The 23,770-nt window shown below is 47.9% G+C and carries 19 protein-coding genes; 12 read left to right on the top strand and 7 right to left on the bottom strand.

Annotated features, from left to right (window positions below; genetic code table 11):
* The first annotated feature begins 189 nt into the window (after positions 1-189).
* A complete protein-coding gene (locus LCH85_06830; protein ID MCA0351694.1) occupies positions 190-1,521 on the top strand; it encodes a M20/M25/M40 family metallo-hydrolase in 1,332 nt (443 codons plus the stop codon).
* A gap of 55 nt (positions 1,522-1,576) precedes the next feature.
* Here LCH85_06830 and LCH85_06835 read toward each other — a convergent pair whose 3' ends face one another.
* A complete protein-coding gene (locus tag LCH85_06835) occupies positions 1,577-2,782 on the bottom strand; it encodes an alpha,alpha-trehalase (GenBank protein MCA0351695.1) in 1,206 nt (401 codons plus the stop codon).
* 152 nt (positions 2,783-2,934) lie between these two features.
* On the opposite strand from LCH85_06835, the gene LCH85_06840 reads away from it, so the two are divergent.
* The 7 genes from LCH85_06840 (at position 2,935) to LCH85_06870 (ending at position 10,881) form a co-directional block, all read left to right on the top strand.
* Positions 2,935-3,186, top strand: coding sequence for a hypothetical protein (locus tag LCH85_06840; GenBank protein ID MCA0351696.1), 252 nt, complete (start codon positions 2,935-2,937; stop codon positions 3,184-3,186).
* 197 nt (positions 3,187-3,383) lie between these two features.
* The gene (locus tag LCH85_06845; protein ID MCA0351697.1) at positions 3,384-3,965 is read left to right on the top strand and encodes an HDIG domain-containing protein; all 582 of its coding nucleotides are present in this window, start codon (positions 3,384-3,386) and stop codon (positions 3,963-3,965) included.
* A 316-nt stretch (positions 3,966-4,281) separates the two neighbouring features.
* A complete protein-coding gene (locus LCH85_06850) occupies positions 4,282-5,742 on the top strand; it encodes a trehalose-6-phosphate synthase (GenBank protein ID MCA0351698.1) in 1,461 nt (486 codons plus the stop codon).
* Positions 5,743-5,767: 25 nt separating this feature from the next.
* Positions 5,768-7,414, top strand: a complete 1,647-nt coding sequence (gene treS / locus LCH85_06855; protein ID MCA0351699.1) for a maltose alpha-D-glucosyltransferase — start codon at positions 5,768-5,770, stop codon at positions 7,412-7,414.
* The gene (otsB, locus tag LCH85_06860) at positions 7,395-8,213 is read left to right on the top strand and encodes a trehalose-phosphatase (GenBank protein ID MCA0351700.1); all 819 of its coding nucleotides are present in this window, start codon (positions 7,395-7,397) and stop codon (positions 8,211-8,213) included. Before treS ends, otsB begins: the two co-directional genes overlap by 20 nt.
* An 82-nt stretch (positions 8,214-8,295) precedes the next feature.
* A complete protein-coding gene (locus LCH85_06865; protein MCA0351701.1) occupies positions 8,296-9,372 on the top strand; it encodes a hypothetical protein in 1,077 nt (358 codons plus the stop codon).
* Between the two features lie 120 nt (positions 9,373-9,492).
* On the top strand, positions 9,493-10,881 hold the full coding sequence (locus LCH85_06870; GenBank protein ID MCA0351702.1) for a peptidoglycan-binding protein: 1,389 nt from the start codon (positions 9,493-9,495) through the stop codon (positions 10,879-10,881).
* Between the two features lie 253 nt (positions 10,882-11,134).
* Here the strand turns inward: LCH85_06870 and ettA are convergent, their stop codons facing one another.
* A complete protein-coding gene (gene ettA, locus LCH85_06875) occupies positions 11,135-12,820 on the bottom strand; it encodes an energy-dependent translational throttle protein EttA (GenBank protein MCA0351703.1) in 1,686 nt (561 codons plus the stop codon).
* Between the two features lie 327 nt (positions 12,821-13,147).
* On the opposite strand from ettA, the gene LCH85_06880 reads away from it, so the two are divergent.
* Entirely contained in the window at positions 13,148-14,812 is a 1,665-nt protein-coding gene (locus LCH85_06880) for a ribonuclease H-like domain-containing protein (GenBank protein MCA0351704.1), read from the top strand.
* A 94-nt stretch (positions 14,813-14,906) separates the two neighbouring features.
* On the top strand, positions 14,907-15,353 hold the full coding sequence (locus LCH85_06885; protein ID MCA0351705.1) for an isoprenylcysteine carboxylmethyltransferase family protein: 447 nt from the start codon (positions 14,907-14,909) through the stop codon (positions 15,351-15,353).
* A 38-nt stretch (positions 15,354-15,391) separates the two neighbouring features.
* On the opposite strand, the gene LCH85_06890 is transcribed toward LCH85_06885, so the two are convergent.
* Positions 15,392-16,825: a glycoside hydrolase family 13 protein gene (locus LCH85_06890; protein ID MCA0351706.1), complete on the bottom strand. Its 1,434-nt coding sequence runs from the start codon at positions 16,823-16,825 to the stop codon at positions 15,392-15,394.
* Positions 16,826-16,938: 113 nt separating this feature from the next.
* Positions 16,939-18,309 (bottom strand): cytochrome P450, encoded by a 1,371-nt coding sequence (locus LCH85_06895; GenBank protein MCA0351707.1) that lies wholly within the window; start codon positions 18,307-18,309, stop codon positions 16,939-16,941.
* 387 nt (positions 18,310-18,696) lie between these two features.
* On the opposite strand from LCH85_06895, the gene LCH85_06900 reads away from it, so the two are divergent.
* A complete protein-coding gene (locus LCH85_06900; protein MCA0351708.1) occupies positions 18,697-20,505 on the top strand; it encodes an ABC transporter ATP-binding protein/permease in 1,809 nt (602 codons plus the stop codon).
* A 223-nt stretch (positions 20,506-20,728) separates the two neighbouring features.
* Positions 20,729-21,196: a hypothetical protein gene (locus LCH85_06905; protein MCA0351709.1), complete on the top strand. Its 468-nt coding sequence runs from the start codon at positions 20,729-20,731 to the stop codon at positions 21,194-21,196.
* Positions 21,197-21,240: 44 nt separating this feature from the next.
* On the opposite strand, the gene LCH85_06910 is transcribed toward LCH85_06905, so the two are convergent.
* From LCH85_06910 to LCH85_06920, 3 genes are all read right to left on the bottom strand, one after another.
* Positions 21,241-22,305 (bottom strand): saccharopine dehydrogenase NADP-binding domain-containing protein, encoded by a 1,065-nt coding sequence (locus tag LCH85_06910; GenBank protein MCA0351710.1) that lies wholly within the window; start codon positions 22,303-22,305, stop codon positions 21,241-21,243.
* Between the two features lie 62 nt (positions 22,306-22,367).
* Positions 22,368-22,664 (bottom strand): metalloregulator ArsR/SmtB family transcription factor, encoded by a 297-nt coding sequence (locus LCH85_06915; protein MCA0351711.1) that lies wholly within the window; start codon positions 22,662-22,664, stop codon positions 22,368-22,370.
* A gap of 124 nt (positions 22,665-22,788) precedes the next feature.
* Positions 22,789-23,550, bottom strand: a complete 762-nt coding sequence (locus LCH85_06920; GenBank protein ID MCA0351712.1) for a DUF2249 domain-containing protein — start codon at positions 23,548-23,550, stop codon at positions 22,789-22,791.
* Positions 23,551-23,770: the final 220 nt, after the last annotated feature.

Below are 23,770 nucleotides of genomic sequence, written 5' to 3' on the forward strand. Positions count from 1 at the left end.
TTAGTCTTGATTTTACCCTTGGTAGAGGGCAATCTCTGATTAATTGGTTTACAACTGACGGATTTTCGATAGTGACGAGCAAAGATAGGCCAAAAGTTTGCTAGCGATTGTCGTTTTGGCTTGGCGGTTATCCGTTATAATGGAGATACCCGCTTGATATTGTTCGGCGTGCGATTGCGAGGAAGCTCCGTGGTTGCTCCCCTATCCACTCTCGATGAACTGATTTTGCACTATGCTCGTGCCTTGGTAGCCTTACCAAGTGTTACTGGCGATGACCCAGCCTTGGAACAGGCTGCGCCGACGATTGCTGATATATTGCGCGGCCTTGGGTTTCAGGTTAGTGTGCACCCAACTGAAGGCGCACCGATCATTTTGGCCCATCGGCCTGGCAAAAGCGCTCAACGCTTGCTCTTTTTTAATCACTACGATGTGATGCCGGCTGGGGTCTGGCGTGATTGGTTTCATGAGCCGTTTACCTTGGCTGAGCGCGAAGGGTTGCTTTATGGGCGTGGCGTTGCCAGCGATAAAGGCAATTTAGCTGCGCGAATTGCTGCGGTGGCCCAAATTTTGGCCGAAACTGGCGATCTCCCAGTTGGTGTGACATTTTTAATTGAAGGTGATGGGCTGAGTGGTAGCCCATCATTAGCTAATTTGGTTGCCGATCAAGCCAATCATTTAACTGCCGATTTGGTGGTTGGCTATGGTGGCATGCTCGATCAGGCACGTTTGCCCTACTTGTATGCTGGGGTTCGTGGGCGTTTGTTGGTACGCTTGCGATCTGAGGGTGCTAAAATTCCGATCGGTGCTGATATGGCGACCAGCGTGCCCAACCCTGCTTGGCGCATTCTTTGGGCGGCTAATCGGATTAAAAACGATAGCGAAGAAGTGACGATTGATGGGTTTTATGATGCAGTTGTGCCGCCAAGCCGTGAGGCCAACAAGCTCACTCGTGGCTTGCAGCTCGATGAGGAAACGCGACTGAAAGCTTGGGGTATGCCACAATTTTTATTTGGCATGACCGGCGCTGGTTTAGCCCGCGCCGAAACCTTCAACCCAACCTGTAATGTTGCCGAATTAACCGTTGATACTGGCCATAGCCCACCGCCAACCATCCCTGCCAGTGCCGAAGTGCTGCTCGATTTCAGCCTTGTGCCCGAGCAACGCCCAACCGAAGTTGCCCGTTTGTTGCGAGAGCACCTCAATAGTGCCGATTTCCATGATGTGCATCTGGAGATTATTAAGGGTGCCTATCCGCCCGCAATGAATGCGTTGAGCACACCATTGCTGAATAGCTTGGCGACAGCAATTGAACAGGTCTATGGCTCAACTCCGCAAATTGTGCCGCTTGCGCCATTCTCGGTGCCACTACATCTTTTTACCGCTGGGATGAATGTGCCAGCCGTTGCCTTGGGAATTCAACGCCCCGATAGTAACATTCGGGTCATCAATGAACATATTCAGTTGGCCGATCTCAAAGCGATGGCTAGTTTGATTCAACAACTGATTATCGGCCTTGGCTAAATCGATCAATCGACCCACGCCATTGTAGGAGTGGGTCGATTGATGTGATTAAGCGTTATTCGCCAAGCTTCCAGCGTTCGATCGTTGGTTGGGTTAAGCGGCGCTTGAAATCGAGATAAACCGCATTCGACCAGCCAAAGCCTGGCAACGAGCCATATTTGCCGCCCTCAACTTCGCCCGTTGGGTCAACCACATTGTATTTTTCCCACATGGCGTTGGTTCGCTCGAAGACGGTTTCGTTGAGCGTACACCATGCTTGCATGACTTCGCGTGCTTGGGATTGATAGCCGTAGCGCAATAAACCCTCGACGACAATCCATTGCAATGGTGCCCAGCCGTTGGGGCTAGCCCATTGATAGCTGGCATGGGTTTTGAGCGTTGTCACCAAACCACCAACTCGCATAAAGCTTGGCAACCATTGCTCAACCACCTGTGCCGCCTGAGCCTCAGTCGCCCAACCAGCCCACAAGGGGTAAAATCCGGCTAACGAAGGGTTATCTAGGTCAGCCACTTTATTGAGATAATTGTAATCATAGAAAAAGCCACTGGCTGCATCCCAAAAAACTGCTTGCATCGTTTCGGCGCGTTGAGCTGCGCGGACTTGCCATTGCTCGGCTGCCGCATGATCGTCACGCAAACGGGCGGCTTGGGCAAAATCGCACTCACGCAGATACAAAATGCTATTCAAATCTACTGGCAAATGGCTCATCCATTGGCCATTGCAGCGGGTTGAATGATCCCAGCCACTTTCGCAACAGGCTAGGGTATCCAAATAATTAATATCAAAATAGCGCGACAAACCACGATGCACTTGGCGCTGATGGGGATGGGCGGTTGCCAGCCAAACACTGGCATGCTCCTGCTCAGCGAGTGCCATCAGGCGTTGTAACCAAGTAGCACTATCAGGATCGCCAGCGGCCTGTTTGGTTTGATAGGCCAGCCAAATCAATTGGGTCCAGAAAGGTGGTTGGCTGCGTGAAAGAAAATAATAACGGCTAGCGTTAGGAATCACCCCGAAGCGCTGGTAGAGATAGGCCATGTTTTCAGCCATGCCCTCGATCACTGTTTCGTAGCGCGTGCCACCCAACCCCAGCGCAATAAAAAAACTATCCCAATAAAACATCTCTTGAAAGGTTGGGTCGTGGGTTGGCACCATAAATTGATGGGGCAAGCCAATTAAGGTTTTTTGATCTTCCGGCTGTTGACGAACAAGTTTGTCCCAATAAGCATCGATATACTGCGTGATTGCAGGCTGTCGCATACGCTTCCTGTTCTTTTTGACTTCTACCGTGTGCTGTAGTATGATCGCGATGCCGCACGTACCACCGCGCTCGATTATCCGTTCGGGGCGCGTTTGTATGTTAAGCTATGTTTGAACCACGACGTTCAACTAACCCTTAGGAGGACTCAACCATGGCTGCGCCCATTGACCGCGCACAAATTCTGGAGGCCTTGCGCACCGCCGATACGACGATTAGTTGTTATCTCGATCTTGAGTCGGGTAGTGTGATCAGCATTGATGACACGGCTGCCGACGCTGATACCGAAGCAAAGCGCAACGAAATTATGGAAGGCTATGGCGAACGTTTTCGCTATATCTCAGGTGGTCAGACCGGCGCTGATGATGCTGCGGTTCAAACGTGGCTGGACGGCGAAGGCTTATAACCCTTGCTGCCAAGCCAATGACCCATCTATAACCCCAAATGCGTTTTCCAGTGCCTCGTGTTTCATTTGCGTGGATATGGCTGGAGCGATGGATACAAGAAGAACATAGAACACGTTGGTTCTGTGTTCTTTGCTTTTTAGCCCAAGCGCAAATTTGGTACAATCTTCTATTGGCAAGTTGCTTTTAGGAGATCTCGATGGTTAATAGGTATGCTGCTGCTGAAGCTTTGCTCGCCGAGTGGGTGCAAAGCGAAAGTTTACGAAAACACTGCCTCGCGGTTTCTACCTCCATGCGTCATATGGCGCAACGTCAACAGGCTGATGCCGAGCTTTGGGCAACGGTTGGCTTGATTCACGATCTCGATTATGAGCGTTTTCCGAATGCTGCCCAATCTCCTACTGCTGAACATCCTTCGGAAGCAGTTCGGGTGCTCCGTGAACTTGGCTGGAGCGAGGAGATTTGTCGGGCTATTTTATCACATGCCGATTATTGCCATGTTGAACGAATTACGCCCATGGAAAAAACGCTCTATGCGGTTGATGAGCTTTCGGGCTTTGTTACTGCTGTTGCTCTCGTGCGCCCCGACAAAAGCGTGCATAGCGTCGAAGTTAGTTCAGTCAAGAAGAAAATGAAGGATAAAGCCTTTGCCCGCGCTGTCAATCGCGAAGACATTATTCGCGGCGCACAAGAGTTGGATGTACCACTCGAAACCTTGATCGAAGAAGTGATCACGGCGTTGCGTGGCAATGCTGTGGCATTAGGATTAAACGGCATTTAGGCTATGGGCTATAGGCTTTTGGCTTTTTAGTCTGATCCATCTCCGATAGCCAAAAGCCTATAGCCTCGGTGATCTTTGAACATCCATTAACATCTCTCACACTCTATTCCTCCCTTACATTGCTGAATAGCGCTTCTGAATCAGCTAAATCGTTTATGTGGAGCATTTAATGTACGTATACTTTTGGCACTATCCCTGCTAAACAATCTATATATCTGCTCAACGTCGTGCTGGATTTGCCTGCAATGCTAATGTATTGCTGTGTATTGTGCTGTGTATTGATATTAAACTGTGTTTTTAAGGAGGATGGCAAATCATGCAAGAGTTACCAAATCGACTGATGATCGTCTCGAATCGGCTGCCGATTTCAATTGCTGAGCAAGCCGATGGCACGCCTACCATCAAGCCAGCTTCGGGTGGGTTGGTCACTGCACTCGACCCAATTTTGCGCCAAGCACGCGGAACCTGGATCGGCTGGTCAGGCACGAATGAGGCGGATCAAATGGTTGATCAATTACTCGAACATGCCACCAATTCGATTGGGTATAGCATGCATGCGATTCATCTGAGCCAAGAGGAACAGGAAAAATTTTATTTGGGCTTTTCGAATGAGATTATCTGGCCATTATTTCATGATTTGCAGTCGCGTTGCAATTTCGACCCAAGCTATTGGACAACCTACGAGCAAGTTAATCGTAAATATGCTGAAACAATCGCCCAACATTATCGTGATGATACGTATATTTGGGTGCAGGATTATCAATTAATTAATGTTGCTTGTGAGTTACGTCAGCTCGGAATTGATGCGCATATTGGCTTCTTCTTGCATATTCCCTTTCCGCATATCGATATTTTCCTGAAATTACCGTGGCGCGAGCAAATTCTGAATGGCTTGTTGGAATATGATTTGCTAGGTTTTCAGACCAATCGTGATTTGAATAATTTTTTGATTTGTGTTGAAGCCTTATTACCCGATGTTGCGATCGATCGCTCTGGTGAATATCCCTTAATTCTGCATGCAGATCGAAATCCTACTAAAGTTGGCTTCTTCCCAATCAGCATTGATCCCCAAGAATTTCGCGCCGCAGCGCATACGCCAAATGTGGATAATTTATATAGCCAGATTCGTGAGGCTTTTTCAGAACGTAAAATCATTCTTGGGGTTGATCGTTTAGATTACACCAAGGGAATTCCTGATCGTTTGCAAGCATTTCGTACCTTACTCGAAACCTATCCTGAACTACAGCAAAAAATTTCATTAACTCAAGTCGTTGTACCAAGCCGCGAAGATATTAGCGAATACGCCGATTTGAAGCAAACAATTCAGCAATTAGTCAGCGAAATTAATGGCAAATATACCAAAATCGGTTGGGTGCCAATTCATTATATTTTTCGCTCATTACCACGCGAGGAATTATTAGCCTATTATCGCGCTGCTCATGCCGCCTTAATCACGCCATTAAAGGATGGCATGAATCTTGTAGCAAAGGAATATGCGGTCTGTGGGCCTGATGATGGCGTACTGATCTTAAGTGAATTTGCTGGGGCGGCAATGCAATTATCTGAGCACTCATTGACGGTTAATCCCTATGATATTAATGGCACAGCTCAGGCGCTCTATCATGCGGTCACAATGCCCCGCTTAGAACGGATTGAACATATTAGCAAGCTCCGTCATTCGATCAATCAATATGATATTTATTGGTGGGTCGATACATTTTTGCAAGCCGCTAATGTCAAGCGTTCAGGGGCAATTGAACAAGCCTCAGGTCGATAAGTATATATGCGTCTAAAGGAGTTTTATGCAAAACGATTGGTATAAAGATGCAATCTTTTACGAATTGCATGTACGAGCTTTTCAGGATAGCAATGGCGATGGCAATGGCGATTTCCGTGGTTTAATTTCGCGCTTGGATTATTTACAAAGTTTAGGCGTTGATTGTTTATGGTTATTGCCCTTTTATCCATCGCCTGGCAAAGATGATGGCTATGATGTAGCAGATTATTGTAATGTGCATCCTAGTTATGGCACGATGGAAGATGTAGTTACATTTTTCGAGGCAGCCCATTCACGTGGCTTGCGGGTCATGATTGACCTTGTAGTTAATCACACCTCGGATCAGCACCCATGGTTTCAAGCAGCACGCCAACCAGACTCGCCCTATCGCGATTATTATGTTTGGAGCGATACAAATCAGCGGTATCGCGATGCACGAATTATTTTCACCGATACCGAACGCTCGAATTGGGCTTGGGATGAAGTTTCAGAATCGTATTACTGGCATCGTTTCTTTAGTCATCAACCTGATTTGAATTATGAAAATCCGGCAGTCTTGGAAGAAATGTACAATATTATGCGGTTTTGGCTCGATCGCGGGGTTGATGGATTCCGAGTTGATGCAGTGCCTTACTTAATCGAACGTGAGGGCACAAATTGCGAAAACTTGCCTGAAACCCATGCAATTTTGCGCAAAATGCGTGAATTTGTTGATCGGCATTACCCGCATTGTGTGCTGCTAGCTGAAGCTAACCAATGGCCCGACGATGTACGCCATTATTTCGGTAATGATGATGAATTTCATATGGCCTTTAATTTTCCAGTGATGCCACGCATGTTTATGGCAGTTCGCAAGGAAGATAGTACACCAATTATTGATATTGTGCGTCAAACGCCTAAAATTCCTGAAAACTGCCAATGGGCAACTTTTTTACGCAATCACGATGAATTAACCCTCGAAATGGTCACTGATGAAGAACGTGATTATATGTATCGTGAGTATGCTGCTGATCCGCGCATGAAAATTAATATTGGGATTCGGCGGCGTTTAGCGCCCTTGATGGATAATGCACGTCGCCGTATGGAATTGATGAATAGCATGCTGTTGAGTTTGCCAGGCTCACCAATTATTTATTATGGCGATGAAATTGGTATGGGCGATAATATTTATCTTGGCGACCGCAACGGCGTGCGTACTCCAATGCAATGGAATGGCGACCGCAATGCTGGTTTTTCTGCCGCCGATTTTGCCCGTTTGTATAGCCCTGTGATTATCGATCCGGTTTATGGCTATCAAGCGATCAATGTTGAGGCGCAGGAGCGGGTGCAATCATCATTATTAAATTGGATGAAGCGCTTAATTCGGGTGCGCAAGCGTTATTCAGTCTTTGGGCGTGGCGATATTCAAATTCTCGAAACGCAAAATCGCAAAGTTTTAGCCTATTTGCGCAGCTATGCCGACCAAACGGTGCTGATTGTCAATAATCTTTCGCGCTTTATCCAGCCAGTCGAGCTGGATTTGGCTGAGTTTGCGGGCATGCGCTTGGTGGAATTAATTGGTGAAACGCCATTTCCGGCGATTGCGACGACACCTTATTTTCTCTCGCTAGCGCCGCATGGCTTTATCTGGTTCCGAATCGAAGGAGTGCGCCTTGCTCTCGACGACGCTTAAACAACGATTGCAACCAATTATCAAAGTGGAACGCTTGGGATTAATCACCGATATTGATGGCACGATCAGCCGAATTGCACCAACGCCTGATGGTGCAACCGTTGATCCATTATGTCGAGCCGCTTTGAGCCAATTGACTGAGCATTTGCCCTTGGTTGCTGCGGTTTCTGGTCGGGCTGCCCGCGATGTCCAACGCATGCTGCAACTCCCAGCCATGCGCTACATCGGCAACCATGGCTTGGAAATCTGGGGCCAAGATGGTGGGATGCTTGTGCCCGCTGCCCAACCGTATAGCGCCGCTGTGCGCGAATTTGTGGCGGCGATGCAGCGCTACGAGCTACCTGAAGGTGTTGTGCTTGAATCCAAGGGCATCACGGCAACCTTACATTATCGCTTGGCAACTGATCAAATGGCGGCTGAACTTTGGCTGCGCAAGGTTTTGAGCGAACTAGCCGCCGCCCACAATTTGATCATTACCGAAGGGTTGATGATTTTCGAGGTACGCCCACCCGTTGATTGGCATAAGGGCAGCGCGGTTGCTTGGCTGATCGAGGAGCACAAACTTGAGGCAGCAATCTTTTTGGGCGACGATCTGACCGATGTCGATGGCTTTCGCTCGATTGCAGCAGCGCGTGAACATGGTTGCCAAGCCTTGGCGATCGGCGTAATCAATCCCGAATCGCACCCATCGGTAGCCGAAACTGCCGATATTTGTATCAACGGCGTTGATGCTAGTGCTGAGGTTTTACAATGGATTCTTGAGCAACGGTTGGCACGTACACATCCCGCTGGTAGCTAGGACTTTTAGCATAGCTGACATTGTTGACATTGCTCAACGTGTCAGCTATGTTAAGCCAAATCATGCCTATCAAGGAGATACTATGAGTGAACCGAAAGACGCTGGATTACAAGAAGCTCAAAGCCAGCTTTCAAGCAAAATGTTCGACTTATTTGATTCAGTAATCAACGATCGCCGCTCATATTATCAAAAGAATCCGCATAAAATCCCTTCTGAAAGTGAGATTAAAAAATTAATTAAGGATTATAGTAATAAAAATGCAGTAATTACGGGGACATTAAATCTTATACCAGGCCCATGGGGTCTGTTGACCATCATTCCAGAGCTAATTCTAGTCATTTATAATCAAGTATCGTTAATTTACGACATTGCTGCGGCTTATGGACAAGATAAATTTATAAATCGCGAGCTTTTAGCTGGAATTTTTATGTCATCGCTTGGTTTAAGCACTATGGGCTTATTAACTGTGCATGGTGGCACAGTATTAGTTAAACGAAGTTCATTGCGGATATTTCAACAACTTGTTGCATCTTTGGGTGGGAGAGTAACTCAAAAGTTACTAAAACAACAAATTGGTAGATTCTTGCCAGGAGTGGGTGCAGTTATTATGGCTGTTTGGTCGAAATATACAACCAGCAGTGTTGGCAAAAAAGCTACAGAGATCTTGAAAAAGAAAATTGAATTTAGTGATGAAGAAGTAACACAAGCAGAAGTTGACGCAGATGATGTTGTCGAGGTAGTCATAGAAATAGATCCAACCATTGAATCAGAGCTAGATCTAGATAATTCTGCCCCAGATTCAATTGCCTCTCAGCCGCTTGATGTACTCAAAATTGAAACAGTCATTAATCTAATGAAAACTGGTGACCAAATTACTCAACAGGATTTAGATTATGTTGAATCTATAATCAATGCCGCCGCTATTGATACCGAAACTCAGAATTATTTGAATGGATTATTACAAACTAGCAATAAAACAGATCTTGACTATAGCTTGTTCAGCAGTAATCCTAACCATTCCTTAGAAATATTACAATCGATGATTCAATTCGCAAAACAACGTGAATCAATTCACATCACGCAAAAAATGTATATCAAGCAAGTTGGCAAGCTTTTGGAATTTTCCGATGAGGATGTTGTTGAATTGCTTAATGCTTGATTTTAAGTAATTTTTTAGAATTACAATAGTTCATTAAGAAAATTTTAAGATTATCGCGCTATACTTGCTGGCAGCGTGAGCCAATCACGTGGGCTATTTTCTTCAGTTGAAGGAGCAAGTATGCAGCGTAGGTTAACATGGCGTTGGTTGGGGTTACTTAGTTTGGCCTTGGGTTTGCTGATTCAAGCACCTATTTCGGCGCAAACCCGCAACCCGCAACGAGCCAATTTAACGGTAACGGTCACCAATGCTGATGGCAAGCCCTTGAACAACGCCACAGTTTCAGTTGCGAGTTTGGGATTAACTGCCACGACTGACGCGGCGGGTAATGCCCATTTTAGCCTAACTGCCAGCGAAAGCCAAGCTATTGAGGTGGCGGTTGATGCTAACGGCTATCGCGCTTGGCGTTTACGCAATGCCCAATTAATCCCTAATGATACGCTGTTGGTCGATGCGCCACTCACGCTCACCAATAAAGCTGTCGATCAACAACCAGAAATTATTGAGGTTCAGCCGCATCGGTTAACCACCAACACACCCCAAGAAGCTAGTTTAAATGATGATGAATTGAATCAAATTATGGCAGGCACAAATACTACGCCGCCAAGCACAATTCGGGTCTATCGCGTGAGCCTTGGACGAATCGATACGGTCAATTTCAAAACATATGTCAAGCATGTACTACCCAACGAATGGGTGGCGGGTTGGCGCACCGAATCGTTGCGTTCGGGCGCGATGGCCTCGAAAACCTATGCTTGGTATCGCACGATGTACCCCAAATATCCGGGCAAAGGCTATGATACTAAGGATACGACCGCCGACCAAGTGTACAATCCCAATGTCTCGTATGCCAGCACTAACGCAGCGGTTGATGATACCTGGAACTATCGCTTGATCAAAAATAATGCGATTTTCCAAAGCCAATATTGTGCTGGCTCCTACAATGGCAGTCGCACATCGGGCCAGTGCAGCCAAAATCACGGTTGGACGGTTGGCTTGTATATGAGCCAATGGGGTTCGAAATATCTGGCCGATAATGGCTCAACTTGGCGTTCAATCCTGACTTTTTACTATGATAACGCCACAATTGGCACGATCTCTGGTGGTACAACCCCTAGTTTGCCCGCTTGGCCAAGCTTGCGCAATGGCAGTTCGGGCAACGATGTTAAGGCTGCTCAGTATTTATTGCGTTCGCATGGCCATTCACTGACGGCTGACGGAGCATTTGGTGCTGGCACGGAACAAGCAGTGCGAAGTTTCCAAAGCGCCAATGGCTTAACCGCTGATGGCATTATTGGCCCACAAACCTATGCCAAACTGATCAAAACCGTGCAGAATGGTAGCAGCGGCGATGCGGTTCGGGCAATTCAGACCCTACTTGGTATAACGATTGATGGGGCATTTGGCGCTGGCACGGAACAAGCAGTGCTCAATTTACAATCGACCTATGGCCTAACCCGCGATGGAATTGTTGGACCACTGACATGGCAAGCAGCCTTTGGGAAGTAGGTGCAACGTTTAATCAGCGTCAAGTCTTTGCCTGCCAATGTTGGTAGGCAAAGATATTTTAATGATTGCCGCTTAAATATTGCTTTGTTGTAGCTATCGGTGGGTAGTTCGGCATACGACCTCGGTTGGTAAAAGGATATGGCTCGCACCATCCAATATACCAACCTGAGGTCGTTGTGTACCCTCGTTCTACATACCTGTCCGCCCTTAAAATGCAGAGCGAGATGAGGAAGCTAGGAGGTGAGGGAATAGGTTAATCGCGGCGTAGTTTGCGATAGGTAATCCGATGCGGGTGATCGGCGGCACTGCCTAAGCGTTTGCGGCGATCAGCCTCGTATTCGCTATAGGTGCCAGGATACCAAACCACTTGGCTATCACCTTCAAAGGCCAGCATATGGGTAGCAACCCGATCAAGGAACCAGCGATCGTGGGAAATAATCACGGCACAGCCGCCAAAATTTTCCAAGGCTTCTTCCAAGGCTCGCAGGGTATGCACATCTAAGTCGTTGGTTGGTTCGTCGAGCAGGATAACATTCGCACCAGATTTGAGCATTTTGGCCAAATGCACACGGTTGCGCTCACCACCAGAGAGGCCACCGACCTTCTTTTGTTGATCCGAGCCTGAGAAATTGAAACGGGCAACATAGGCGCGGGAATTGACTGTGCGTGGCCCCAGCTGAATCTGCTCAGCACCTTCGGAAATTTCTTCCCAAACAGTTTTTTCGGGGTCAAGCGTTTCACGGCTTTGGTCAACATAGGCCAATTTGACGGTTGAGCCAACTTCAAACACGCCGCTATCAGGCTGTTCTTGGTCGGTAATCATGCGGAACAAGGTTGTTTTACCTGCGCCGTTTGGCCCAATAATGCCCACAATCCCGCCAGCAGGCAAATCGAGGGTCAAATTTTCATAAAGCAACTTATCGCCAAACGATTTGCTCACATTATTGGCACGAATCACAATATCGCCCAAGCGCGGCCCTGGTGGAATGAAAATTTCCAATTCGCCTTGCGCTTTTTCAGTATTTTGGCTGAGCAATTGCTCATAGGCGTTAATCCGGGCTTTGCTCTTGGTTTGACGAGCCTTTGGAGCCATGTTAATCCAATCCAACTCGCGTTGGAGGGTTTTTTGGCGTTGTGATTCAGCTTTTTCTTCGTTGGCGAGGCGTTGTTGTTTTTGCTCAAGCCACGACGAATAATTGCCCTTCCATGGAATACCTTGACCACGATCAAGCTCCAAAATCCAGCCAGCCACATTATTTAAAAAGTGGCGATCGTGGGTAACCGCGATGACCGTGCCAGGATATTCTTGCAAGTGTTTTTCGAGCCAAGCCACTGATTCAGCATCGAGGTGGTTGGTTGGTTCGTCGAGCAGCAAAATGCTTGGCTCTTCAAGTAACAAGCGACAGAGCGCCACGCGGCGGCGTTCGCCACCAGAAAGCACCTCAACTGGCGTATCCGATGGTGGGCAGCGCAGCGCATCCATAGCGAAATCAAGGCGGCTATCCAGATCCCAGGCATTCATTTGGTCAAGCTTATCTTGCACCTCGCCTTGACGTTGGATCAGCGCATCCATCTCGTCGTCGCTCATAGATTCGCCGAATTTAGCGTTAATTTCATCGTATTCGCGCAAGGCATCAACGACGGGTTTGACCGCTTCTTCGACGATTTGACGCACGGTTTTGCCAGTATCAAGTTGGGGTTCTTGCTCAAGGTAGCCAATCGTATAGCCTGGAGCTAAAACCGTTTCGCCTTGAAACTCTTGATCAACGCCCGCCAAAATGCGCAGCAGGCTAGATTTACCCGAGCCGTTCGTCCCGAGCACGCCAATTTTTGCGCCCAAAAAATAGGATAACGAAATATCCTTCAACACTTGCTTATTTGGCGGATGAATTTTGCTCACCCGAATCATCGAGTAGATAACTTTGTTATCCACAAACACCTCACATCTAGGCCAGAGTTCATTCGGCCTTATTGTACTTGAATTTACTAGAACATAGAGCAAAGAACATAGACTTGCGGATTAGAAGTTTTGCTCCACAGAGGGCACGAAGGGAGATTAGGCTATCGGCGTTTGGCTCTAGGCTTTTGGAGTAGAGAATTTTTGAAATGATTAAAACATTCCGATAGCCCATAGCCGATAGCCATTAATCCTCTGTGACTCTGCGTTAAAAACCCATTGCTCTTTATTCATCCTTCATCCCTCATCCTTCATCCTTGTCTTATGGTATGCTTAGCCCAATTTGCCAGCGTACCAGAGGGATGTTGTATGCTACGAGTGTCGGATGCTCTACGGGTATTGTTACAAAACCAAACAGTGGTAGGCAATGATTGGCTACCGCCCACCAAAATTCGCTCGCTCTACTTAAATGATCCTGCCGCGATTTGGCTGGAGCATCATGGCGCGGCGCATGGCTTTGCCCCTGAAACGCTCAGTTATGCCTTTATCGATTTTCTGGCCGAAAAAGGCCATCAATTCGAGCTAGCTTGGCTGCAACGTGTCGCGCCCAATGCAGTTCAAGTTTGCGTCGAACCCTATGAAGGCCGCGAGGCTCATCGTGTCGCCCAAACCCTCGACCTGATTGAGGCTGGAACGCCCGTGATTGCCCAACCAGCCTTGTGGTGGCCCGCTGAGCGAATTTTTGGCACGCCCGATTTGATTGTGCTTAGCTCGTGGTTTCGCCAGCAATACCCTGAAATGGGGCATTTGGTCGGTGAAACTGAACATTATTTGGTGCTTGATTTGAAGTTTTCAAGCAACCTTGAAAAGCGCGAAAAAGCTGCTGATTTGAGTTGCTACAGCGCTCAAACTCGTATGTATAGTTATATGCTAGGTCAGATTCAGGGCATCATGCCCCAACATGCCTTCTTAATTACCCGTGATCGTTTGCATAATCCAATATCGATTCCAATTGAGGCTCAGCTTGAGCAGCCGCTTGATGCTGATATTCGCCAAAACTGTGAGCGCTATTTCGAGATTGTGCGCAATGGCGGCCAATATCTGCCATGGAACGATCCGATTGTGCAACTGAATCCGAATGTGAACGATGAACGTTGGAGCAAAGCCCGCACTCAAATTCGCCAACGCCAGCCAGGCGGCGAGATGCTGCGGCTCTGGAATATTGGGGCAGCGGCCCAACAAAAATTGGTCAAAGCTGGCATTACCACGTTGTCCAGCCTGATGAACGCGGCCAGCCAAAGCCTACCCAAGGGCGTGATGAAGTATCCCGACCCAATGAAGGCCATTATGCAAGCCAACCATACTGGCCTTGCACAACGCGCTGAGGGCATTGCGCCAGCCGCCAAACCTTACGAGTTTTTTGTTGATTTTGAGTTTTTCAGCAATCTGAATGTGAATTTTGAGCAACAATGGCCCACGCTCCAAGGCACGCCCATGATTTTCATGATTGGGATTGGCTGGCTGGCAAATGGTCAGTGGCACTATCACGAGTGTATTGCTGAGCGTGAAGATCATCTCGCTGAACAAGCCATCTTGGCTGAATTTATTGCCGTTTTACAGGCCCAAACCAATCAGCAGCTTGATCAAGCGGTGCTTTACCATTGGCATAATGCTGAGCCAGTCGAATGTCGCCATGCTGCGGCCCGCCATCACTTGCCCAGCGACCATCTCTTACTCAATTTGCCATGGTTCGATTTGAAAAATGTTTTGGTCGATAATGCCTGTGCTGTGCCTGGCGCGTGGGATTATTCGCTCAAGAGCATTGCCAAAGCGTTGGCAGCCCTCGATGCCCAATATGATCCAGCCTGGCCCAGCGATTTAGCCGATGGCTCGCAAGCGCAGTTAGTTGGTTGGTATGCTTATCGCAAGCCTAATCCGCGCACTAGCCCAGAGATGCAATTGCTCAGCCGCTACTTAGAAGCCGATTGCCGCGCGACATGGAAAATTTTGGCTTGGCTACGAGCTGATGATTAATAATGTTAATAGATAGGCCATAGTTTGCTGGTTTCATGGCGACAACGACTATGCTAGATTGAGCAGCAGTTGTTGTGGAAAGGAATCGCTGGCTATGCAAAAATTACTCCCACCAAGGCTCTTTTTGTTGACGATTGGCCTGATGCTAGCATTACGCTGGCTTTGGCCAATTGCGCTTTTAGTGCCAACACCGTTCAATTGGCTTGGTTTGGTGATTGGGGTTGCTGGGTTGGCCGTCGCAATCAGCAGTGCCCGCCATTTTCGCCAAATTGGCACGAATATTATGACCTTTGGCCAGCCTGATCGCTTGGTGATCTCTGGTTGGTTTCGTTGGAGTCGCAACCCAATGTATTTGGGCTTTGGCCTCAGTTTATTGGGCATTGCCCTGTTGCTTGGCGCGGCAATCTCGAATTTAGTGCTGGTTATCGCGTTCGTCATTATTGTTGATCGTTGGTATATTGCCTTTGAAGAGCGGGCGATGTTAGCAAATTTTGGCGAGCAGTACACCGCCTATCAAGCCCAAACCCGCCGCTGGATTTAAATAAATTGGGCTGCACGCCGCTGGGCAGCCCAATTTAACTATTCAGCTTGTAATACCAAATGTTTCCACGGAGCCAATGCTACCTCGCGAATTTTGCCCTCGGCCACGCTATACAGTTCGCCAGTTTGCACATCGCGATAATGGGCAACGCTTGGTAATTGGGCATGCAACGGCAAATCAAGCGTCCAAGGCGTTTCATTATTATTTAGTACAATCACAAATTGGCCTTGATCATCCCAACGGGCACAAGCAAAAATATTCATATCGTTGTCGGCAAACAGTGTCGCATAATGGCCTGTGCGCAAGGCTGTATGCTCATGACGAAACTTAACCCAGCGTTTAGTCCAAGCTTGAAGCTCAGTCTGCCAGGTTTGCGGTTGATCCCACGGGAAACAGCGCCGACAATCGGGATCTTTGCCGCCATGCAAGCCAATTTCATCGCCATAATAGATACATGGCGCACCAGGAAAGATTAATTTGAACAAAACCGCTAATTTCATGCGCTCTAAAGCCCATTTACCAGCTTCTTCGGCCACACTCAAAAATCGCGCAGTATCGTGCGAGCCAAGCAAATTAAATTGGACATAGGTCACTTGCGGCTGATAGCGTACAATTAAATGGTCGATCCCAGCCGCAAAATCAGCGGCACGTACCCGATAGCTGGCAAAGAAATCGGTGCATAAATCGCGAAACAGATAATTCATCACTGCATCAAATTGATCGCCTTGCAGCCAAGCTGAGCCATCAGTCCAAATTTCGCCCACAATATAGGCTTCAGGATTAATATCTTTGACAATTGTGCGAAACTCACGCCAAAAGTTATGATCCTCAATTTCATTTGGCACATCCAAGCGCCAACCATCAATGCCTAATTCAATCCAATAGCGAGCTACATCAAGCAAATATTTGCGTACCGCCGGATTATCGGTGTTGAATTTGGGCAACTCGCGAAAATCCCACCAAGTACGATAATTAGCGGCATAGCGCGATTCATAGGGATGAATTGGAAAGCGCGAGATATGAAACCAATTGGTGTAGGGCGAGTGCACACCATTTTCAATTACATCGTGAAAGGCAAAAAAGCCGCGACCACAATGATTAAACACCGCATCAAGAATAACTTTAATTCCACGGCGATGAGCTTCATTCAATAAAGTTTTAAAGGTTTCTAGCGTACCAAAATGCGGATCGATTTTAAAATAATCGAAGGTATTATATTTATGTGAAGTTGTGGCTTGAAAAATTGGGTTGAGATACAGCGCATTAATGCCCAAATCGACTAAATAATCAAGCTTATCGATAATTCCTTGTAGATCGCCGCCCATATAATTATGTAAGGTTGGGCTTGTACCCCAAGGTTGCGCATTTGCCGGATCATTGGTTCGATCACCATTGGCAAAGCGCTCAGGGAAAATCTGATAAAAGACGGCATGTTTGACCCAATCGGGCGTTTGCCAATCGCTGGTTGTCATAGCTACTCCTGTTGATCGTGGCTTCGCAGCGTATGGTACCACAAGCGATTAGCCCTAATACAAAATCGGCATGGATACGAATCCATGCCGATCAACGCGTTAACTCAATTAATTTAGCTATTACGGCGGGCGACCAAGCGCAATTTGAAGCTACTGTCGGGGGCTGGGGTTGGAGCAAAAACTTTCTTCAATTTATAATCGATTGGATCAGCTTCGAATTTGGCATAGTGCAATAATGCAGCGGTGGTCAGCATAATTTGCACTTCGGCTAGGCCAGCGCCCAAACAGGTGTGCGAGCCAGTGCTAAATGGTGCGAATGCCCCAGGAATGCGGTGCTCATTACGCGGAGCCAGATAGCGATCAATATCGAATTTTTCTGGCTCAGGGTGGAGTTCGGGCAAGAAATGGCCGACCGTCGTTGCCACCAAAGTGCGTGCGCCTGCATCAACCCGATAGCCACCAAATTCAAACGGAGCTTTGACGGTGCGTGGCACGGCTGGCGCGATTGGATACATGCGGAAATTTTCGAGCACTACGCGATGCAACACTTCCATTTTGCGCAAATCGGCTGGATCGGGCACACCATTAGCAAACAGTGCATCGGCTTCAGCCTCAACTTGTTCGTATAGTTCTGGCTTAGTGGTCAGCACATACAACAAGAACGCCATCGTGTTGGCAACCGTATCCAAACCTGCGATGTATGGACCCAAGGCGGTCATGACCAAATCGCCCTCAGGCATTAAGCTAGGATCATTGGTTGCAGCGATAATATCGTCGATCAGGCTGGGCGGGCGGTTGGCATCACGTGCGCCGCTACGATGGGCTTTCAGCACCTGCTTGCTTAATTCCAAGCTGCGGTCGCGAGCACGGCGATATTCAGGCAACATGCGCAAAATGCCTGGGCGTTGGCGCGTGATGTGGGTCATGAGGGCGATTCGGACAAATGTCCGCACATCATCAATATAATCACCTGGGCCTTGGCCCGCAATCAACATCCCCAATTCATCGGTAATCAAGCGTTGGAGTTGGGTTACCGTAGCTTTCGATGTGCCAACCTGCCATTGATCCAAAAAGCCATGAACGACCTTGAGCACTTCGGGAAATTGCGTTTCAATCGTTTGGCGGCTATAACCGCGTTTTTGCAAGGCTCGCAAGCGCGAATGCTGCTCACCATCAACGCTGATCAGCGATTTCGAAGCACCCATTTCACTATCCAACGAGTGCCAAGTATCCCATGAGCTAAAATGCTTGGTGCCTTCACGGGCTAAAAAGAGGCAGGCCTCAGGTCCAGCCAAGATAGTAAATTTATTGTTGAGGGCTTTGACGCGAAAAATCGGGCCAAATTTTTGATATTGCTTAACGAAAAAATCAATTGGATCGCTGAGCATTGCCTGCAAACTACCCACCAAAAACGAGCCATCGGCAACCGGGGGCAATGGCGCATCGGTTGGGCCACTCTTCCAGAGCATCTGTTGAACAGTCATAACACCTCCGCAAATCCTTAACAATAGTTGACACCGCTCCTATCACTATAACACGAACCAAATAGCCTTGACTAGCGGCGAACTGCCCAAATTGAGGTCTCGGTTATTTATTAAAATCTCATTCCTTAGCCCTTGAATCACGATACTGTGAGATATTGCGTTTATGCCAATCCCCAAGTTTGATGTACTTTAATTCGTACTTTCAATGACTGCTCCCTGATCCCTCATCCCTTCGTGCTCTTCGTGTTCTTCGTGGTTACCGTTACCAAACCTGATTTGAATTAATATTTGATGTGGATATCCGACTTAGGGCGGTAGTGAGTTGGGGTAAAATCAACGATACTAACAAGGTCATAAACAGCAAATCTGAGCTACTTGGGGTGAATTATGGGCTTTATTATGGATGGGCTTGATGCCGAGGCCTATGACCGGACGTATACCGATGGTCAGTTATTGCGCCGCATCATGCGCTATTTCTCGCCGCAACGCCGCGCCATGGCGATTGCAGCGGGAGCAATTTTTTTGAATGCAGTGCTGGATACAGCCTTACCAATTTTTGTTTCAATCAGTATCGATCAGCTTCAAGTTGACCGTAGCCTGAGCACCTTCATCTATTTGGCGGTTGGCTTGAGCCTGATTGCCACCCTCGCATGGGTCTTTAATGCAGTTCGCCAGCAACTTTCAAGCCGCGCTGTAGGCGATGTCGTTCTCGCCTTGCGCGAAGATGCCTGCGATGCGGTGCTTGAGCGCGACATGTCATTCTACGATACCTTTCAATCGGGCAAGGTGGTTAGTCGGGTCAACTCCGATACCCAAGCCTTTTCGCAGGTGATGACCCTAACCCTCGATCTGCTCAGCCGCTTGTTGCTGGTCAGTTTGTTGATTGGCTACCTGTTTACGATTGATGTGAAACTGACTTTTACCCTGCTGGGTTTTGCGCCAATTATCTTTTTGTTTGCGTTGGGCTTCCGCAAAATTGCCCGCCGCACAATTACTCAATCACGCCGCATGACCGCGACTGTCAGCAGCCATATCCAAGAAACGGTCAGTGGCATTGGCGTGGCCAAAACGTTTCGCCAAGAGCCAGTGATTTATAGTGAGTTTCATGAAGTTAACGAAAAATCGCGCAGCGTCAACCAAAAAACTCGCTTTGTGTTTAGTAGCATCTTCCCATTGATGAACGGCTTGGCGGGGATTGGCACGGCTTTGCTGGTTTACTGGGGCGCAGTTTCGGTCAATAACGAAAGTTTAAGCATTGGCGATTGGTTCTTATTCGTCCAAGGCTTGACCATGTTTTGGTTCCCTCTGACCAGTATTGCCTCATTTTGGAGCCAATTTCAACTTGGTTTGGCCGCAGGCGAACGAGTTTTTGCCCTGATCGATGCAGAATCGAATGTGGTTCAAAATAATAATCGCAAACTCACGCCTGTGCGTGGTCGCATCAACTTCAAGCAAGTTAATTTCAGCTACACCCCCGATGAGCCAGTGTTGCGCAATTTCTCCCTGGAAATTCAGCCAGGTGAAACGATTGCTTTAGTTGGGCATACAGGCTCTGGTAAATCGAGCATCGCTAAACTAATTGCCCGTTTCTATGAGTTTCAGCATGGCACGATTGAAATTGATGGCGTGGATATTCGCGAGCTTGATCTTGGCGATTATCGCAGCCAACTAGGAATTGTGACCCAAACGCCATTTTTATTCGATGGCAATGTGCGTGAGAATATTCGCTATGGCAAGCCCGATGCCTCTGATGAAGAAGTGCAAACTGTGGCACGCTTGGTTGGCGGCGGCGATTGGCTGGGCAGCTTGCCGAATGGCCTTGATACCGATGTTGGTGAGCGTGGCGGCAATCTCTCGCTTGGCCAACGCCAATTGGTGGCCTTAGCCCGCGTGTTGTTGCAAAATCCAGCGATTGTGATTTTGGATGAAGCGACTGCCAGTATCGATCCGCTGACCGAAGCCTTGATTCAAGAAGGGCTTGATGTAATTTTGCAAGATCGTACAGCGATTGTGATTGCCCACCGCCTTTCGACCGTGCGCCATGCCGACCGGATTATTGTGCTGCGCAAGGGCGAAATTATCGAAACTGGTAGCCACGAAGGCCTGCTCGATCAAGCTGGTCATTATGCCGAATTGTATAACACCTATTTCCGCCACCAAAGCCTTGAGTATATTGAGTCGGGAGTAAGAGCATAGAGCAAAGAACATAGAACATAGGGTAATGAAAGACAAAATTTATCCACGAAGGACATGAAGAGTACGAAACTAGGGATAAAAGCATAGAACATACGTGTAATGGTTCATATCCAAGCGCTGGCGGAGCGCGGCGCGACCTCATCGCCGCGCCGCCCATAGTGCGGGTTGAGGCGGTATGGAGTGGTGCGGTGGGTGTGGACGGGAGCATAAGCGAGGGTTTTCGATGCTTTGGTATCTCTTTATAATTGGGATCGGCTTAATTGCATGGATCAGCCTATGTTATGGTTATGCATTTTTCAAAACAAAAATTCGCTGGTTTTTGCTGCATAGTTTGCGCTGGATCTGCATTGGTCAATATTTTGCCCTGTTGCTCTATCTGATGCTGATTGGGGTTTTACCACTGGCCTATCGTGAATTAATTGTTGTTGCAATGATTGGGTTCATCATTGCGCGAAAACATGTGCCAATGTTGCGTAATGTTTATACCGAGGGGCCATATCGGACACGAGATATGTTGTTTTTTCGCATTTATGAACCAGCCATTGATTCAGAACAAGGACTTTTTGTACCATTTCATGCCGCGGTCGATTTTGGGGCACAACGTCAGTTACGCACCCAGTTGCTACTCCATGGGGCAATGATTCTGATTAATTGTCTGATTCTTTATGGTGCATTTTTGTTGGCCGATTAATACAAAGCAGCGCCTTACAACCTAGCAAGGCGCTGCTTGATCGATTAATTTAATTCCACCCCAAGCTGCTGCATACGACCCAAAGCATAGACCAATTTTGGTGCTGTCTCAGGAAAATAAATGCCTGGCGCAAACGCTTGGCTACCATCTAGCCCTAACATTGTTTCAAGTTGAATCACCGCGCCTACTGCCGTCAGGTGGGTTTGGCCTTGACGATCAACAATTGTTTTGGTCAATTGCTGGGCCTTACCAGCATGATCACGCCCGCTGATCTGCCACACCAATTCATGGGCCGCGCCCTTGCCAGGATTGTAAAGCAAGGCATGGCGCAAACGATCAAAGCGCCGATGCATCAACAATTTCCACACGCCAGAACGCGCCAAGCCCAACAACAAACCCATGGTCAAACGATCATCAAAGGTGATGCGGGCCGAAACACTCGCAGCCTTGGTGCTTTGCGGCAATGTCCATTGATCAGGCGTATCAAAGCGATAGGTTTTGGCGCGATAGCCATTGGGAAAGGTCACGGTTTGCGGCTCAGTATACGGGTAAACCTCTCTTGGCTGATGTTTTTCAGTGATGGTAAACGGCGTAGTAATATGCTCCATATATTCAATTGAATTTGGCCCAGCTTTATCCTTGAGCGAAAACAGCACATGCAAATCCATCTGTTCGGTTTGGGCTAATTGCTGGGTTGCCGCAAACGCCACCACACTGGCCAAGCCCGCCATCCAATGCGAGGCAAATAGCAACGGAGCCTTCAGAGTGTTGCGATCAATCCCATCCAAGGTTCGTTGTAAACGTGATGTCCAACGGGTGATATCAACCATGGGAATCCCACGGGCCACTGCTTCTTGCAACACATAATCATGTGGGTCATTGACAGCATTGATAATCGCCTGTGGTTGCAATGCCGCCAATGGTTGCGGCTTGAGCACATCGATCGCCGCCGCGCTGGTTGGCCCACCAAGTTCGGCGACCAATTGCTGAGCTTGCTGCGGGTTACGCCCCGCCAAAATCAACGGCAGATCAGGGTGACTCTGACGCAAAATCTGGGCAATCTGCGACCCAACCACGCCATAACCACCCAAAATAACGATTGCTTGCATTGCTAGCTCCTTGTAATATATCGTCATTTCGGAATATAACGATATGTTTGATAAAAAAATAATTATTCGTAGGTACAGGTTTTTAAGTAGACCACTAATTCCTCGGCATAGGCGACCATCCGCTGAGTATCGGCTTGGTAAATCACCTCTTTGCCTTGGCGGGTCGAAATCAACAAGCCCGCCCGTTTGAGCATGGTCAGGTGTTCCGAGGCGGTCGATTGGCCAATTTGGGCAAGTTCGGCAATTTCGCCGACCGTGAGTTGCTGATGGTTGGCAAACAAAAACAAAATCGTTTGGCGGGTTTCGTTGCCCAATGCCCGCAGAAAAGCTTGAATTTCAGTTGGGAGTGCCGCTGTCATGCTCAACCTTCATTTCGGTAATATCCGATATGATAATCCAAGTTGACACAAAAGTAAAGCCCCAGATTAAACCAAAAATCCCAAAGCCAGTGGGGCAGCAGCATTGCTTGCCCCATCGAGGTAATCAATTAACTGAGATCAATGGCCGATTGATCGTGGTGATATAGCCATAATCAATTGCCCGACTAGTACTGTAGATAAACCCACGTTCTTCGAGCATCGGGTAAAGATAGGTTGGCTGAATATCAGTCAAAGTCAATAATTGCTGGCCTGGCTCCAAGGTTGTCAAGGCTTCCAAGGTATTGACCAAGGGCAAGGGCGTTTTGAGGCCACGATTATCGATCACGGTGGGTTGTTGCAGCACTGGACGAGCCGCAAACCATTGCTCTTCGCCAGGCAATTGGCGATAAAGATAACAATCCCAGCGTTCACGATTTGGCCGTTGCCAACTGACAAAGCCTTGGTGATCTAAAGCGGCACTAATCGGCTGAGGATCAAATGAATTAACTAATAATAAGACCATACCAGCGGGCACTGCTTTGGCGCTACGCAAAATCAATTGCACCGGATCATCAACTTCATTGGTTAATTGATCAACCTGAATTGTGCGATAAATTGGCCGTTCTTGCAGCCAGACTGGTGGCTCTTGGGGCGTACCTTCGGGCTGATTGGTGGCATTTAAGGCCTGATTGACCGCCATCAGCAATTGATCAACTTCTAAGTGCATCATTTGGGCCAATTGGCTGAGTGTCAACCAACGACTTAAAATCCGTCGCAAATGTGGATTCGACAGGCGAGCCAGCCTTGGCACGTTCAATACGAGCCAATCTTCTAGCTCAGGATGCCGTCCCAGCAATTCACCAACACGCATCGTTGCGGTAATCATCGCAGCCTCCCCCAGACCTTCAAAGCCTGTTGCCGTTGCGTGGCCATACCGATCCTCCTTTGTCGTGATTCAGTTTAATCAGCCAAGCGTAACCGCTAAAGTGGGAATTTGCCTACGCTATGTAACAATTTCTTCACGATCGCCACCAAGCTTAATCTGCCAAAGCCTGAGACTGGCCCGCAACCGTTGATCGCAAGAAGGCTGTGCTATAATGCCCCGT

Source organism: Chloroflexota bacterium, assembly GCA_020161265.1.
GTDB lineage: Bacteria > Chloroflexota > Chloroflexia > Chloroflexales > Herpetosiphonaceae > Herpetosiphon.

Coding starts and splice junctions, on each gene's coding strand:
- LCH85_06835 (MCA0351695.1), bottom strand. CDS start 2,782: ATGCGACAGCCTGCAATCACGCAGTATATCGATGCTTATTGGGACAAA.
- LCH85_06840 (MCA0351696.1), top strand. CDS start 2,935: ATGGCTGCGCCCATTGACCGCGCACAAATTCTGGAGGCCTTGCGCACC.
- LCH85_06845 (MCA0351697.1), top strand. CDS start 3,384: ATGGTTAATAGGTATGCTGCTGCTGAAGCTTTGCTCGCCGAGTGGGTG.
- LCH85_06850 (MCA0351698.1), top strand. CDS start 4,282: ATGCAAGAGTTACCAAATCGACTGATGATCGTCTCGAATCGGCTGCCG.
- treS (MCA0351699.1), top strand. CDS start 5,768: ATGCAAAACGATTGGTATAAAGATGCAATCTTTTACGAATTGCATGTA.
- LCH85_06865 (MCA0351701.1), top strand. CDS start 8,296: ATGAGTGAACCGAAAGACGCTGGATTACAAGAAGCTCAAAGCCAGCTT.
- LCH85_06870 (MCA0351702.1), top strand. CDS start 9,493: ATGCAGCGTAGGTTAACATGGCGTTGGTTGGGGTTACTTAGTTTGGCC.
- LCH85_06880 (MCA0351704.1), top strand. CDS start 13,148: ATGCTACGAGTGTCGGATGCTCTACGGGTATTGTTACAAAACCAAACA.
- LCH85_06885 (MCA0351705.1), top strand. CDS start 14,907: ATGCAAAAATTACTCCCACCAAGGCTCTTTTTGTTGACGATTGGCCTG.
- LCH85_06890 (MCA0351706.1), bottom strand. CDS start 16,825: ATGACAACCAGCGATTGGCAAACGCCCGATTGGGTCAAACATGCCGTC.
- LCH85_06895 (MCA0351707.1), bottom strand. CDS start 18,309: ATGACTGTTCAACAGATGCTCTGGAAGAGTGGCCCAACCGATGCGCCA.
- LCH85_06900 (MCA0351708.1), top strand. CDS start 18,697: ATGGGCTTTATTATGGATGGGCTTGATGCCGAGGCCTATGACCGGACG.
- LCH85_06905 (MCA0351709.1), top strand. CDS start 20,729: ATGCTTTGGTATCTCTTTATAATTGGGATCGGCTTAATTGCATGGATC.
- LCH85_06910 (MCA0351710.1), bottom strand. CDS start 22,305: ATGCAAGCAATCGTTATTTTGGGTGGTTATGGCGTGGTTGGGTCGCAG.
- LCH85_06915 (MCA0351711.1), bottom strand. CDS start 22,664: ATGACAGCGGCACTCCCAACTGAAATTCAAGCTTTTCTGCGGGCATTG.
- LCH85_06920 (MCA0351712.1), bottom strand. CDS start 23,550: ATGATTACCGCAACGATGCGTGTTGGTGAATTGCTGGGACGGCATCCT.